12 protein-coding genes and 1 pseudogene are annotated in these 14,135 nt (G+C 36.3%); 3 read left to right on the forward strand and 10 right to left on the reverse strand.

Annotated features, from left to right (window positions below; genetic code table 11):
• The first annotated feature begins 139 nt into the window (after positions 1-139).
• Together JCM17102_RS03540 and JCM17102_RS03545 are read left to right on the forward strand one after the other, a co-directional pair.
• Positions 140-1,165, forward strand: coding sequence for an endonuclease/exonuclease/phosphatase family protein (locus JCM17102_RS03540; RefSeq protein ID WP_025074013.1), 1,026 nt, complete (start codon positions 140-142; stop codon positions 1,163-1,165).
• A gap of 52 nt (positions 1,166-1,217) precedes the next feature.
• Positions 1,218-2,354 carry a DNA/RNA non-specific endonuclease gene (locus JCM17102_RS03545; RefSeq protein ID WP_025074014.1) on the forward strand — a complete coding sequence of 379 codons (1,137 nt, stop codon included), beginning with the start codon at positions 1,218-1,220 and terminating at the stop codon, positions 2,352-2,354.
• Positions 2,355-2,762: 408 nt separating this feature from the next.
• On the opposite strand, the gene JCM17102_RS03550 is transcribed toward JCM17102_RS03545, so the two are convergent.
• From JCM17102_RS03550 to prfB, 6 genes are all read right to left on the reverse strand, one after another.
• Complete coding sequence (locus JCM17102_RS03550) at positions 2,763-3,857, reverse strand: BF3164 family lipoprotein (protein WP_025074015.1); 1,095 nt, start codon at positions 3,855-3,857, stop codon at positions 2,763-2,765.
• A gap of 12 nt (positions 3,858-3,869) precedes the next feature.
• A complete protein-coding gene (locus tag JCM17102_RS03555) occupies positions 3,870-4,157 on the reverse strand; it encodes an NVEALA domain-containing protein (protein ID WP_025074016.1) in 288 nt (95 codons plus the stop codon).
• A gap of 293 nt (positions 4,158-4,450) precedes the next feature.
• Positions 4,451-5,743 (reverse strand): MgtC/SapB family protein, encoded by a 1,293-nt coding sequence (locus JCM17102_RS03560; protein WP_025074017.1) that lies wholly within the window; start codon positions 5,741-5,743, stop codon positions 4,451-4,453.
• A 45-nt stretch (positions 5,744-5,788) separates the two neighbouring features.
• Positions 5,789-6,259 carry a CYTH domain-containing protein gene (locus JCM17102_RS03565; RefSeq protein ID WP_025074018.1) on the reverse strand — a complete coding sequence of 157 codons (471 nt, stop codon included), beginning with the start codon at positions 6,257-6,259 and terminating at the stop codon, positions 5,789-5,791.
• A gap of 244 nt (positions 6,260-6,503) precedes the next feature.
• Positions 6,504-6,638 carry a hypothetical protein gene (locus JCM17102_RS31210; protein WP_025074019.1) on the reverse strand — a complete coding sequence of 45 codons (135 nt, stop codon included), beginning with the start codon at positions 6,636-6,638 and terminating at the stop codon, positions 6,504-6,506.
• A gap of 85 nt (positions 6,639-6,723) precedes the next feature.
• Positions 6,724-7,840 (reverse strand): peptide chain release factor 2 gene (prfB, locus tag JCM17102_RS03580; protein ID WP_136498263.1). Its coding sequence is split into 2 segments (ribosomal slippage): positions 6,724-7,776 and positions 7,778-7,840, totalling 1,116 coding nucleotides; the frame shifts between segments, so codons are not numbered across the junction.
• 98 nt (positions 7,841-7,938) lie between these two features.
• On the opposite strand from prfB, the pseudogene JCM17102_RS26020 reads away from it, so the two are divergent.
• Positions 7,939-10,856: pseudogene (locus JCM17102_RS26020) on the forward strand (M16 family metallopeptidase).
• A 69-nt stretch (positions 10,857-10,925) separates the two neighbouring features.
• Here the strand turns inward: JCM17102_RS26020 and JCM17102_RS03590 are convergent.
• The 4 genes from JCM17102_RS03590 to JCM17102_RS03605 all read right to left on the reverse strand — a co-directional run bounded on the left by JCM17102_RS03590 (position 10,926) and on the right by JCM17102_RS03605 (position 13,732).
• Entirely contained in the window at positions 10,926-11,504 is a 579-nt protein-coding gene (locus tag JCM17102_RS03590; RefSeq protein ID WP_025074021.1) for a hypothetical protein, read from the reverse strand.
• A 91-nt stretch (positions 11,505-11,595) separates the two neighbouring features.
• Entirely contained in the window at positions 11,596-11,871 is a 276-nt protein-coding gene (locus JCM17102_RS03595) for a hypothetical protein (protein ID WP_025074022.1), read from the reverse strand.
• 133 nt (positions 11,872-12,004) lie between these two features.
• Positions 12,005-12,595 carry a hypothetical protein gene (locus JCM17102_RS03600; RefSeq protein WP_025074023.1) on the reverse strand — a complete coding sequence of 197 codons (591 nt, stop codon included), beginning with the start codon at positions 12,593-12,595 and terminating at the stop codon, positions 12,005-12,007.
• 51 nt (positions 12,596-12,646) lie between these two features.
• Positions 12,647-13,732 carry an O-antigen ligase family protein gene (locus JCM17102_RS03605; protein ID WP_159106304.1) on the reverse strand — a complete coding sequence of 362 codons (1,086 nt, stop codon included), beginning with the start codon at positions 13,730-13,732 and terminating at the stop codon, positions 12,647-12,649.
• Between the last annotated feature and the right edge of the window lie 403 nt (positions 13,733-14,135).

Genomic DNA, 14,135 nt, shown 5'->3' on the forward strand with positions numbered 1-14,135 from the left:
CGTACAAAATAACAAAGAATTTAATAGATAGCAATGAAATTAATGAAAAAAATACATGGATTTGAAGGTTTTTCCGTTTTCTTTTTAGATATTTGTCACAGATATGATATATAGCTCACTTTTAAAATCGATTTTAAAGATGAAAAAAAGTTTAATGACTTTAGGCATACTCGCTCTTTTTGTCCTCATGGCCTATGGACAAGAAAAGAAGTATGCGCTATACAGTGTTGCATTTTACAATATGGAGAATCTTTTTGACACCATCCATGATGAGGGAAAAAATGATTACGAGTATTTGCCTAATGGTACCAATCAGTGGAATACGATGAAGTACAAGGCTAAACTGAAGAATATGTCAGAAGTATTAAGCAAGCTTGCAACTGACAAACTTCCGATGGGTCCCGCTATTATTGGTGTATCCGAAATTGAAAACTACAGAGTGCTGGAAGATCTCTTAAAACAACCGGCATTAGCAGACAGAGGATATAAATATATCCATTATGAGGGAGAAGATCAACGTGGAGTAGACTGTGCTTTCTTCTATAACCCAGAATTGTTTGAGCTTGACCATAGTAAACTCTTACCTTATATATATATAAATGATACTATTCGCAAAACCCGCGGTTTCTTGATTGCTAGTGGCAAAATAGCAGGTGAGAAGATGCACTTTATCGTAAACCACTGGCCTTCACGTGGAGCGGCCTCTCCTGCTCGCGAACGTGCCGGAGAACAAGTTAGAGCAATAAAGGACTCTTTACTAAGGGAAGATCCGGAAGCTAAAATTGTTATCATGGGAGATATGAACGATGATCCGATGGACAAGAGCATGGCTGTTTCACTCGGAGCCAAACGTAAACCAAACGAGGTCGGTCCCACAGATCTGTATAATCCATGGTGGGATACGCTGAGAAAAGGATATGGTACTCTCATGTATAGAGGAAAATGGAACCTATTTGACCAAATCGTCTTCACCGGAAATCTACTGGGCACTGACCGCAGTACATTAAAGTATTATAAACATGAAATCTTCAACAAAGATTTTATGTTTCAAAAAGACGGTAAATATAAAGGATACCCCAAACGTACACAAGCCGGAGGAGTGTGGCTCAATGGATATAGTGACCACTTACCGACTATTATCTATCTAATAAAAGAAGTTAAATAAGTCTTTTAAGATTCCTTCTGTTTATTCCTAAACTTATAAAATTCTATCAAAGATGGCGAAGCAATTATTTAAGCTATTCACATTCTTCTTTATCAGTTACATTACCGTATCATGTAGCGAACAGGATCTACCCAACATTCCCGGAAACTCGGATAATACCGACCAAGGAATTGCTGTCATTGATCAAAGTGAAATAAATGCAGAAGGAGGTGGATTTATTATCCGCATCAAAACTGTTGGAGCATGGCAAGCCAAAAGTAGCGCAACATGGTGTACATTAAACCAAACATCCGGAAATGGCAATAGCTCTATCACAGGATACCTACAAGCAAATACCGGTGCAGAACGTAACGTTACAATTACCATTGAGGCAGGAAAAGAAAGTGCTACGCTTGTATTGACACAAACGGGCAGCAATGGAGGAACATCTTCCAACTATTCCGGAAGAATTGAAATTCCTAAGTTAAAAGGAGGAAACATGAATTTATTCATTACTCATACAACTACTGTTAATGGAAAAGAATTACCAACGTTCAGCATAGAATACGATTGCACACAGAAAAGTGCACGATGGTCAGCTTGTACCTTTAGTACAGCAACACCGGATAATGATGCAGGTCGTGGAGACAGATTTACGGAAGATCCGAAAATACCTGTCCAATACCAAACATCCTACTCGGATTATACCAATTCCGGATACAGCAGAGGCCATTTGGTAGCTTCAAGTGACAGACAATATTCCGAAGAAGCCAATTTGCAAACATTCTATATGTCAAATATCAATCCTCAGATTCAAAACGGATTTAATGGCGGTATATGGGCTAATCTGGAAAAATGCGTTCAGAAATGGGGAACGATTACTAACGATCAGGATACCCTTTATGCTGTTAAGGGAGGAACTATTGACCAACAAGGTAATATTATCAAGTATTTGAAAGCAAATAATACTATTCCTGTACCTAAATATTTCTACATGGCCATACTATTACTAAAGAATGGTCAATATCATGCAATAGGTTTCTGGTTTGAACATAAATCCTATGGGAAAGGCGAAAGTTATAAAAGCTATGCAATTTCGATTGATAAATTAGAAGAATACACAGGTATAGACTTCTTCCACAATCTTCCAGATAATATAGAAAATACGGTAGAAGCCAATTATAAGGAAAGCGACTGGAGCTGGAATTAATCAAATATATTTAGTAAATGTCTTTAAAAAGTAAGATGGCATATGCAGATGACCGCCTACTCTCATCTCATATGCCATTTTTATTGTAATTTTTCTATCCCCTACCTAAAATCTTATCCATTTAGGCATAGTGTTCCCAAAGAAGCCTGACAAGTTCTTCTGATAGTTTTTTTATAATCATGTGCTATGCGGTTTTACTCTGTCTGCTTCAGATTTTGTCAATCATCAAGATGGCGTTTGCTCTTAGTTCAGGAAAATACCTAAAGATACAAAAATGCCAACTAATTTACAATACTTTAAGTGTGAATTAGTTGGCTGATTTTACATTATTTGCTGAATATCCCTATCATATGTTCTTTCAACATTGATAGTCAGCTTACTCTATTCTAGAATTTCATCGAACGTTATTTACTTCAGTGCCGACAGGTCATATCTGATAATGGCATCATCCGTATTTACAGCATAAAGGTATCTTTGGTTGTTATCAACTGAGATTAGCCTAATTCGTTCACCAAGATCGACCTTATAAATGTAATTGCCGTTCCAGTCAAATACATCCAGTTGAGAGATAGGGGCTGTCTCAATGTTCGCCTTTTCACCGACTTTTACCCCCTTGGAGGATAGCGCATATATATATTGGTCCGTGCATTCTCCTTCGTCAAAATAAGACTTGCGGTTATCTATTTCTAATTCTGTTTGTACATTAAATGTTTTTCCACCGGGATAAATTTGCTTTATCGAGGCCTGTTCAAGGTCTACTATACCGATAAGGTTAATCTTGCTATACAGTAACGCTGCTTTTTTGCGGTCGGGCTTCAAGAGCCTGTTCGATTCTTTTAAAAAAGGATCAATCATTCCGGTGAAGTTCTCGTAAATAATATTACGTTTTACGCCGTCCGTTTTACAATCGTAAAACTCCCAAAAGAAGTTGCAGTTATCTGTTATTCCTGACCTCAGAGGATCCTTGGTCATCATCAACTCCGATTGATTTATTTCATAGACACTGTTGGAAGCCAAGAACAAATTCTTTTTTTGGCCTTTCTCAAAAGTGTACTTTCGGTCATAAACCGTTTCTCCAGCTTCAATAGATTTCCGTATGTTCAGCACAGCTAAATAATTAGGGTAAGACTGAATCATAATCTTAGGCTCGCCTTCTTCCATAAACCACTGACTTACCCGTCCGAAAACAATCACTTCATTCGGGCCTCCTCCTTTTCTGAGAAATTCTCCTAAGAACTTATATGAGTTAATACTAAATACTTTGATAATCTTCTCTTCATGATGTTGCAAAACAACTAAAAAGGTATCAATTGCCACCATATCCGTTGGGTATATTAAGTCAATGGGAAGGACTTCCCGAGATAAATTAATAATAGGCAGAGTATCGGTAATTAATACGGTTTCAAAACGAGAAGATTTCTGAATAGCAGAATCTTTAGCACCGTTGCGGCATGAAGACAAGACGGCAATGACGAAAATCAGGATAAAAATCTTCTTGTTCATGTTATATAAATATTAGTACTGTCTAATACATTCAAGACAAGTATTAATTTGAGACATTCCAGCAGGTTTATGAGATTCAATAGCTCCACATTCTGCCATACCTCCCATTGTTGTAGGCGCACATGAAGCGTAATAATCAGATCCATATTCAGAGGTGAATACTTCATAACAATTCTTTGTTATCCATTCCGCACAGTTACCGTCCCCTTCGTCTTGAGCTAACGCTTCAATATTTAGAAGAACAATATCTCCTAAAATTGTCTTTGATTTCTGCTTTTGATAAGCGACTGATATTATCACAACAGTTAAGACAATACAAATAATAAAATTCTTTTTTTCATAATCGTTAAATTTAAAGGATAAATATTTAGTTTATTAGGCTTCACTCCAAATTAATTTTGCACTAGCGCGTTTGTACGCGTTTCACGTACGAAAATTAATCCATGCATGCTTTAATAATTACACAAATATACTAAATATTTTTAAATACACAAACAAAATGCATTAACTTATAAAAAGCAGCTGTCTTTATTTCTTGTTTATATAAATTGGTAGTTGAAATTATTTTGTAGTATCTCTATCATGCAACGACTTTAAAAATAGAAGAATAGCAACAGAACTAAATTAATGGCTACCACTGTTCCGAATCCTCCTAAAATCCAAGGACGCAACTTACTACCTTTGCCGACAAAAAATAGAGCATAGCACATATTCACCAATATATTACTGATAATAGCCTGCATACTACAAGCCGTAATAACCAAAGCTGCTACACTTCCAGTATTCTGCAATAAGTTCAAAATAAAAGGAGTAATATCACTAAATCCTGAAACAAATGAAAGCAGGTTCAATCCTTCGGTCCCCGCATAAATCAAAGTATAGTGAGTTAATACAGTGAAAATAACAAATAAAACTGCAAAAATCAAGGCTACCTTAAACTCCAAAGGGTTACTGCTATCATCTTCCTCCACATCTGTCGTCATTTCACTCGAACGACGTTGCTTGGAATGGATGAACCATGCTACCAAAGCAGCTACAATCGCCATAATCAGCAAGTATGGATAAATAGATAGAAAGATTTCCTTGCTAAAAATCAAGATTAGAATCATAAAACGTAAGAACATCATACTTATTGCCAACAACATAGCAGCTACATAGTCATTTGTTTCTTGTTCCGATGCCTTACGGCTCTTACGAGCCAACACAGAAATCGTTGCAGTGCTACTATAAAGCCCTCCGACAATTCCCGAAACCAATATGCCGGATTCATGAAAGACATACCGCTTCAAAAGATAAGAAAGATAAGAGATACCGGATACAACAACCGTTGCCAGCCAAATGGAATAAGGAGTTAAGTTTATATCCGGAATTAAATTCTTATTTGGAAGCATAGGCAGTATGATACCACTAATTGCCAAGAATTTAGCCAACGTAATCATTTCATCATTCTTCATCCGCTGAGCAAACTCCGTAAAAGTATGTTTCAGTTCTGTCAGTAAAAGAACTGTAACAATCACCATTACATAAAACCAAGAAGGCTGAGTAGCTACAATGGGAGCAATACAATAAGTAATAAGAGCAATAATAATCGTGGTAACACCAAACACATGGAACTGCGATTGCTTCACATAATAATTCAGTCCGAGTAAAAGACCAAGAATCGCACCTCCACCCATAAATAGACGCATATCCATAGGATCTAATATATATAAAAGATAACCCAGAATACCAATGAAAGTAAATGTACGGTCGGTACCAAAAAGTGTTGTTTCTCCTTCACGCTTCAAACTAATCCGGCGTTGAGAAAGCCCGATAAGCAAAGAAAACAAGGTTACCAATACAAAAGTCACCAACTCTCTTGGCAGGTAATTATACAATTGCTCCATACACAGTCCTTTTACTTTAAAACAAATATACTGCTTATTTGTTAATCATCGCCAATTTTTATACGGTTTTTTCATTAGTTGAGAGTTATAGTAACGCCTGTCGCCTGTTACCTCTTCACCAATAAAAGAGGGTTTATTAAAAGCCTCATCTTCCGAAGTCAATTCAACTTCAGCTACAACCAACCCGTCGTTATCACCATAAAACTCATCTATTTCGAATATGTGCTTACCGCTACGTACCAGATAACGAGTCTTATCAATAATTCCCGGTTCACAAAGTTTCATCAATTCTTCTGCCTCCGGCAACGGCAATTCCCGTTCCCACTCATACCGGCTGGTTCCTGAAGCATTAGAAGCTCCCTTTATAGTCAAATAACCTCTATTATCACGAATACGCACCCGCACCGTCCGTCCCCGGTCGCTACAAATATATCCCTGAATAATCCGGTCTTGAGCAAAAGCCTGCGACTTGAACTCACCGGAAACCAAAAACTTACGTTCAATTTCTTGTGCCATGGCACAAAGATACAAATCTTTAGAATCGGGTCATGGATTCAATCACTATTTTATCACATTCCGATTCTCTTGGAACACCGAATTCTCTATAAAGATACAAGGAGACTACGGAAAAACAGCAAATAAATGGCAATCCTATTACAAAAAATCATCATGGATTACATGATCACAAACAGACCAACTATCAATTATAACCTATAAGTTACGATATATAATCTGAGAAATCTATGTAATCCATGATGAATTAACCTAAGAAAGAAAATCCAATTAGCATAATCAGGGCCAAAATAACGAGTGAAACAAACACTATTTTGATTACCTTTTGAGCTTGTTGTTCTTCCTTCTTGCTATGTACTACTTTTCTTTTACTCTTACCCATAATAGTTAGCTTTAAAGTTCAACGCTAACAAAGTAAGAACAAATCTTTTAACTTTCCAAAAATAATACTCGCTATTTTTCAGTTTTTATGATTCCTGTGATGAGAACTCCATCAAATAGGCTTTGATAAAACCATCAATCTTCCCATCCATTACACCGTTCACATCAGAAGTCTGATAATTGGTACGATGATCCTTCACACGACGGTCGTCAAACACATAACTTCGTATCTGAGATCCCCATTCAATTTTCATCTTTCCGGCTTCCACTTTTGCTTGTTCAGCCATACGATGTTGCAACTCCTTATCATATAAGATAGAGCGCAACTGACGCATTGCATTTTCGCGATTCTTCGGCTGGTCACGAGTTTCCGTATTTTCAATTAGAATCTCCTCGTTTTCACCAGTATAAGGATCTTTGTACTGGTAACGCAGACGAACTCCGGACTCTACCTTGTTTACATTCTGTCCACCGGCACCACCACTTCGGAATGTATCCCATGAAATACGTGCAGGTTCGATATTCACTTCGATGCTATCATCTACTAACGGAGTAACAAACACAGAAGCAAAAGAAGTCATACGCTTGCCTTGGGCATTGTACGGAGAAACACGTACCAAACGATGTACTCCATTCTCTCCCTTCAAATATCCATACGCAAAATCTCCTTCTATATTAATGGTACAGGTTTTGATCCCCGCCTCATCACCTTCCTGAAGATTGGCAATCGTAGCTTTATAACCATTCGTCTCTGCATATCGAAGATACATACGCATCAGCATTGAAGCCCAATCCTGACTTTCAGTCCCCCCGGCACCTGAATTGATTTTCAATACACAGTCCATCTGATCGGCTTCCTCGCGCAACATGTTCTTGAGTTCCAAAGTTTCTACTTCTTCAATTGCTTTTGCATAAGCAACATCCACATCTTCCTCCGTAACCAACTCTTCTTTATAAAAATCAAAAGCTAATGCTAGTTCATCCGCCAATGTCTTAACCTCGTTATAGCCTTCAATCCATTTTTGCAGATCTTTAACCAGCTTCATCTGAGCTTCTGCCTTTTTCTGGTCATCCCAAAATCCCGGAGCCTGAGTTCTTAATTGTTCTTCTTCGACTTGAATTTTCTTCGCATCGACGTCAAAGATACCTCCTCAGCGCATCTGTGCGCTCTTTCACGTCTTTAAGTTGTTCGATAGTAATCATCTGATTTTCAATTTTATCTTTTATAATTTACAATTTTCGGTGCAAAGATAAGCAAAAATCCGCTACCTTTGTTTTCGTCATCAAAATGTTGTTGTTATATGAACAAACTACTCAAATTTTTATGCTTATCACTCTTCCTAGTATTAGTGTTCAGCAGTTGTAGCTCACAAAAGAAGTATAGCTATGAAACAGTTCCCAACGATCCGTTAAAAGCACGTATTTATACATTGGACAACGGATTGAAAGTTTATCTTACTGTAAATAAAGAAACTCCGCGCATCCAGACTTTTATTGCAGTACGGGTAGGTGGAAAAAACGATCCGGCAGAGACTACCGGACTTGCCCACTACTTTGAACATCTGATGTTCAAAGGAACCAATAGCTACGGCACACAGAATTATGAAGCCGAAAAGCCATTGCTGGATCAAATAGAACAGCAGTTTGAAATTTATCGCAAAACGACGGATGAGGTTCAGCGTAAAGCTATTTATCATACAATCGACAGTCTTTCTTACGAAGCATCCAAATATGCTATCCCCAACGAATACGATAAGTTAATGGCTGCTATCGGAGCAAACGGTACGAATGCTTATACTGCCTACGATCAAACTGTTTACGTGGAAGATATTCCTTGCAATCAAATAGAGAACTGGGCTAAAATACAGGCAGATCGTTTTGAGAATAATGTCATACGTGGTTTCCATACAGAACTGGAAACTGTATATGAGGAAAAGAACATGTCTCTGACACGTGATAACAGAAAAGTGCAAGAAGCTATTTTCTCTTCCCTTTTCCCTCACCACCCTTACGGGACACAGACTGTTCTAGGAACACAAGAAGATTTGAAGAATCCTTCGATTACCAATATCAAAAACTACTATAAACAATGGTATGTTCCCAACAATATGGCTATCTGTATGTCAGGTGACCTGGATCCGGATAAAACAATTGCCATCATAGATGAATATTTTGGGCAAATGAAGCCAAATCCGGAACTACCCAAACTTAATCTACCCAAAGAAGAACCAATCACCGAACCTATTATACGAGAAGTATTGGGACCGGATGCAGAAAGCGTTGCATTGGCATGGAGATTCCCAGGTGCTTCAAGCAAAGATTTCGAGACGTTACAAGTAATCTCTCAATTATTATATAATGGCAAGGCCGGACTTATCGACCTCGACCTGAACCAACAGCAGAAGGTTTTGAGTGGATACGGTTACCCTATGGGATTAGCAGACTACTCTATGTTGATATTAGGAGGAGTTCCCAAACAAGGACAAACATTAGAAGAAGTACAAAATCTCTTGTTAGGCGAGCTTCATAAACTCCGTGCCGGAGATTTTGACGAGAAAATGTTGCAAGCCAATATCAACAACTTCAAGCTTTATCAAATACAGAATATGGAAAGCAATGAAGGTCGCGCAGATATGTTCGTCAATTCATTTATTAATGGAACCTCCTGGGAAGATGAGGTCACTTCCATAGATCGTATAGCCAAACTTACTAAGCCGAAATCGTGGATTTTGCCAATAAATACCTGAAAAATGATAATTATGCGGCCATCTATAAAAAGCAAGGTAAAGACCCTAACGAAAAGAAAATGACAAAGCCGGAAATTACTCCGATTGTATCCAACCGCGACACTGCGAGCGCCTTCCTTACTGAAATACAGAATAGTACCGTTCAACCAATAGAGCCTGTATTCCTCGACTTCCAAAAAGATCTGACTCAACTAAAAGCTAAATCAGACATACCGGTTCTTTACAAACAGAATGTAACCAATGACCTCTTCCAATTGATTTATGTATTTGACATGGGTAATAACCAAGATAAGCCACTAGGGACAGCTTTCAATTATCTCGAATACTTAGGCACTTCTGATATGACACCGGAGCAATTAAAAAGTGAATTCTATCGTTTGGCTTGTACTTTCTACGTTTCTCCGGGCAATGAACGCACTTATGTCGTTCTTTCAGGGCTAAACGAAAATATGCCGGCGGCTATGCAACTGTTTGAAAAGCTTCTAGCTGATGCACAAGTCAATAAAGAAGCCTACAGTAACATGGCGGAAGATATCCTGAAAGCCCGTTCGGACGCAAAATTGAATCAGGGACAGAATTTCTCACGCCTGATGAACTTTGCGATGTATGGTCCCAAGTCTCCCGCTACCAATATACTGACAAAAACAGAACTTACTGAAATGGATCCGCAAGCACTGGTAGACCGTATCCATAATCAAAATAGTTATCAACACCGTATCTTATACTATGGACCAAGTAGTAGCAAAGAAATTTTAGAAATTATCGATCAGAATCATAAAGTACCGGCTACCCTAAAAGAGATTCCTGCAGGTGACGAGTTTCCTTATCTCGAAACTCCAGCGACTAAGGTATTAATAGCTCCTTATGAAGCTAAACAGATCTATATGTCACAGATTTCCAACACTGATAAGAAATTTGATCCGGCTATCGAACCGACCCGCGCACTATACAATGAATACTTTGGTGGTAGTATGAACTCCATTGTTTTCCAGGAAATGCGCGAAACTCGTGGATTAGCTTATTCGGCTTGGGCTACTTTAAATGAACCAAGGTATTTGAAATACCCTTATATGGTGTTTACCCAGATTGCCACCCAAAATGATAAAATGATCGATGCTATCAATACATTTAACGAAATCATCAACAACATGCCCGAATCGGAAAAAGCTTTCCAACTGGCAAAAGAAGGATTAATCAACCGTTTACGTACTGAACGTATTATCAAAAGTGATATTATCTGGAGTTATATCAGTGCCCAAGACTTGGGAGAGAATGTAGATTCACGCATCAAGCTTTACAATGACATACAAAACATGACACTGAAAGATATCGTCAATTTCCAAAAAGAATGGATGAAAGATCGTACGTATGTTTACTGTATCCTAGGAGATAAGAAAGATCTTGATATGGATAAACTGAAAACAGTCGGACCAATTGAAGAACTAACACAAGAGCAGATATTCGGATATTAAAAACATTAAAGTCTAATAAGACAGTGAACGAACTAACAAATTATAATGTAGTTCGTTCACTATTTTTATTTATTCACTACCGTTTTTATTACAGTAGTCAAAATGAGACAATCTGATATCATTTCCAAAAACAGTAGCTTTCGTTACTACCTCTTTCGTATCCGGATGTACAAAAATATACTGTTCAAATGTTTCCAGATTATAAACAAATCGTAGCAAATAAATTCGATCTCCTAATGAAACATATTCATTAGCTATTGTTTTAACCACTTCTTTTATATTAAAAGGTGGAATTACAGCTGGCATTAACTTAACTTCTGACTTACCTACAGATTTTTTTTCTTTCCCAGAAATAACATAACCCGGATAAGTTTCTGCAACAGCCCATTGAGGATAATGAGAAAAATTCTTCTTCAATAGCTTTTTAACATGGTTTACATTTTTGGCCACTCCTATAAATTGATAAGAAAGTAAATCCAAATCATCATTATTTTCAATATACTTTGGAACATTGCTAAAAAGATTTTCAAAGTTAGTCTCACATGTAACCAATGGTTTTCCATATCTGTACAATGTTGTTGTTTTATGCTCTTGAGCATAAAACACATGACAGACTACTAATAGTACTCCAAATAAAAAATATTTCATAAACAATCATTTTAAATTTTATAAATAATATACTTATAAGTATCCTTATTCCCTTTTAGAGAGAACTTGCGAAACATAAACATACAAAAGTTTAATGTAACAGCGATGGGGTTACATAACCTCCACCACCACGAGTGTTTCCTCCACCAGAGAAACTTGCAGTGACACCGCTCCATGTTATTGAAAGTCCAACAGGTCCTGCTGCAATACCGTAACCAAATTCGCAGGCCCCAGATGTCCCCGTCTTAAAATTAGCAACCTTAAGTTCTGCTATTGCTTTAAATCCGGGTTTTGCTGTAGTATGATAATCTGGCCAATAACTCTCAATAAAATTTCCATTCGATGTCTTTTTTCCGTTCACAGTCAATGTACAAAAAGCTCTAGCAGTATAACCTCCCGCTATACCCCAAGTTACCTCATCGCTAAAAAAGAAATAACTTATTGACTCTCCTTCCGACTCATTTCGTCTTAATTGTAACTTCGTTGGAATAGCTACATCTTCATTTTTTTTTTACTTCAACAGTTCTTATATTCATAAGAAAATCATCATATACTACAGAATTAATATCGGCATAACCCTCTGTTGCATATCTAACTTGGTTATATTCCCAACATAATCGTACTACAGTCAGTTTCTTACCAACATATGAAGATAACAAACTCTCTTTAAATGCTGAATAATTTATCATATTTACAGGATCTACATTATTACGTATGTCAGCAATACTCATTAAACTAAATTTATTAGTATTACATGTATCCCTATAAATTGGCACTATCGTTTCATCAGATACATTAAGATCTGAATTTGTTAGAATCAGGTTTTCGTTAACAACCTCATAGTTCAATAGTTTCATATTCTGATTTTGCAACCATTCACTACCTTTCCCAACCACAAAATAATCGAGATATTCTCTCCATGAGGAAAATTGGGGCTCACTTTCTACAACCATTGTTGAATATTTCAACTGACTCATCACATTTTCACTAGAATTAGATATTTCTTCATCATAGTCTTGAGAACATGAAGCTAACATAACTGTCAGTAAAAAAACTAAAATCACACTTTCACATTGTTTTTTCTTTTCCATTTTCTTTGTTTTTAATTAATAATAAACGACATTATAAATTATATCAATATTTTACTCACACAAAACGTTAAAATCATATCGATCTAACTTTATCTTTTCTTTTATTTTTCTTATGATAGGGGAATCTATTTTTATTCTTTTATTACTAATAATCTCCGCTATACTATCCCCTCTTATAGAATCACCAGTTTCCCTATATATAGTATACAACTTATACAAAGGAATAAATCTTGAGGGACACATGAATGCAGCTTGCTTTAAACAGTCAATAGCATTTTGATAATCATGACAGGATTTATACAAATCACCCCTTAGTAGTTCAAGGTCATAATCCGCTAAAAAATACGTTCTGCAATAATCTGCAACTAATAATGCCTTCTTATCTTCTCCAGATTTATACAAAGTCGCTGCATAATTATATAAATAAAAAGGATTATGTTTTAGCTTAGGAAATAAAAGATAATAATCTCGCATTTTTTCTTTGACATCAAGACATGGACTATCAGCCATTTTCCATTGCAATTCACTTTTCGTACTACGCGAGCAACTTATTATCAATAAAATAGAGCACCCCAACACAATAATTCCAAATAACCTATTAATGCATGCTGATGTGAACATTATTCCATATACAGATTTTATCAAGCTACCGATACATACGCACAATATAATCCAAGTAAAAGGATAACGAAACGGATACGAAAAACATGAAAAAAGAGCTATATTGGACAAGGATAAAAGACATATAAAAGTTTCATTCAAAGGGCATTTCCAATAGCAATATAAAAGAAAAAACATTAATATCAATATAATTATAAAAGCAATGACTCCATATTGAATCATAAGATAAATATATTCATTAAAAGGATGTTGCACATTATCTGCCAACATCTGATATTTGCTATTAGGATGTGTTTGAAAGTAGTCAGCTTGATAATCCATATAATGCGCAGCAAAAGCACCTATTCCTTGTCCCTTCAAAGGACTATCTGCAATCATATCTATAGAACATTTCCAAATTAAAAGGCGCCCGCTTACAGAATCTTTTTTTAAAACAAAAAAAAGTTGTAATAATAATAGCCAGCACTGTAATTCCAATCCATAAGCAACGTTTCTTTTTATTAAAAATATAGACAAAAGCACTTACCAAAACACATAGTATTCCACATCTCGAAAGTGATAACAACAAAGTAAAGAGTACAATTAGACACAAAGACATACACAATATTTTTATTTTTTGCTCTTTACATTTTAAATAATATAAAACAAAAGGAAATCCAAAACAAAGACAACTTGCAAAACCAGCTGTATTTTCAAAACTACCAGTAAGAAATTGATTATAATAAAAAGAAGGTATTATTTTGAAATATTCCAGTAACCCATAAAATGTCTGACATATACAAAAAAAAGCTATAGTTCCAAAAAGGAAACCATAATTCCATCTTACGTAATTTGATTTAATCAGAAGCTTTACGGATATAAATATTCCTATTATACCAGACACTAATCCAGTCCAAAGCCATTTTGGCATCAATTGAGG

The sequence above is a fragment of the Bacteroides faecichinchillae JCM 17102 genome, assembly GCF_000614145.1.
GTDB classification, from domain to species: domain Bacteria; phylum Bacteroidota; class Bacteroidia; order Bacteroidales; family Bacteroidaceae; genus Bacteroides; species Bacteroides faecichinchillae.

What these genes read in the sequence shown, in the direction of transcription:
- JCM17102_RS31210 (WP_025074019.1), bottom strand. Translation starts at nt 6,638, where the DNA reads ATGGGTAAGAGTAAAAGAAAAGTAGTACATAGCAAGAAGGAAGAACAA.
- JCM17102_RS03560 (WP_025074017.1), bottom strand. Translation starts at nt 5,743, where the DNA reads ATGGAGCAATTGTATAATTACCTGCCAAGAGAGTTGGTGACTTTTGTA.
- JCM17102_RS03545 (WP_025074014.1), top strand. Translation starts at nt 1,218, where the DNA reads ATGGCGAAGCAATTATTTAAGCTATTCACATTCTTCTTTATCAGTTAC.
- JCM17102_RS03540 (WP_025074013.1), top strand. Translation starts at nt 140, where the DNA reads ATGAAAAAAAGTTTAATGACTTTAGGCATACTCGCTCTTTTTGTCCTC.
- JCM17102_RS03600 (WP_025074023.1), bottom strand. Translation starts at nt 12,595, where the DNA reads ATGGAAAAGAAAAAACAATGTGAAAGTGTGATTTTAGTTTTTTTACTG.
- JCM17102_RS03565 (WP_025074018.1), bottom strand. Translation starts at nt 6,259, where the DNA reads ATGGCACAAGAAATTGAACGTAAGTTTTTGGTTTCCGGTGAGTTCAAG.
- JCM17102_RS03550 (WP_025074015.1), bottom strand. Translation starts at nt 3,857, where the DNA reads ATGAACAAGAAGATTTTTATCCTGATTTTCGTCATTGCCGTCTTGTCT.
- JCM17102_RS03590 (WP_025074021.1), bottom strand. Translation starts at nt 11,504, where the DNA reads ATGAAATATTTTTTATTTGGAGTACTATTAGTAGTCTGTCATGTGTTT.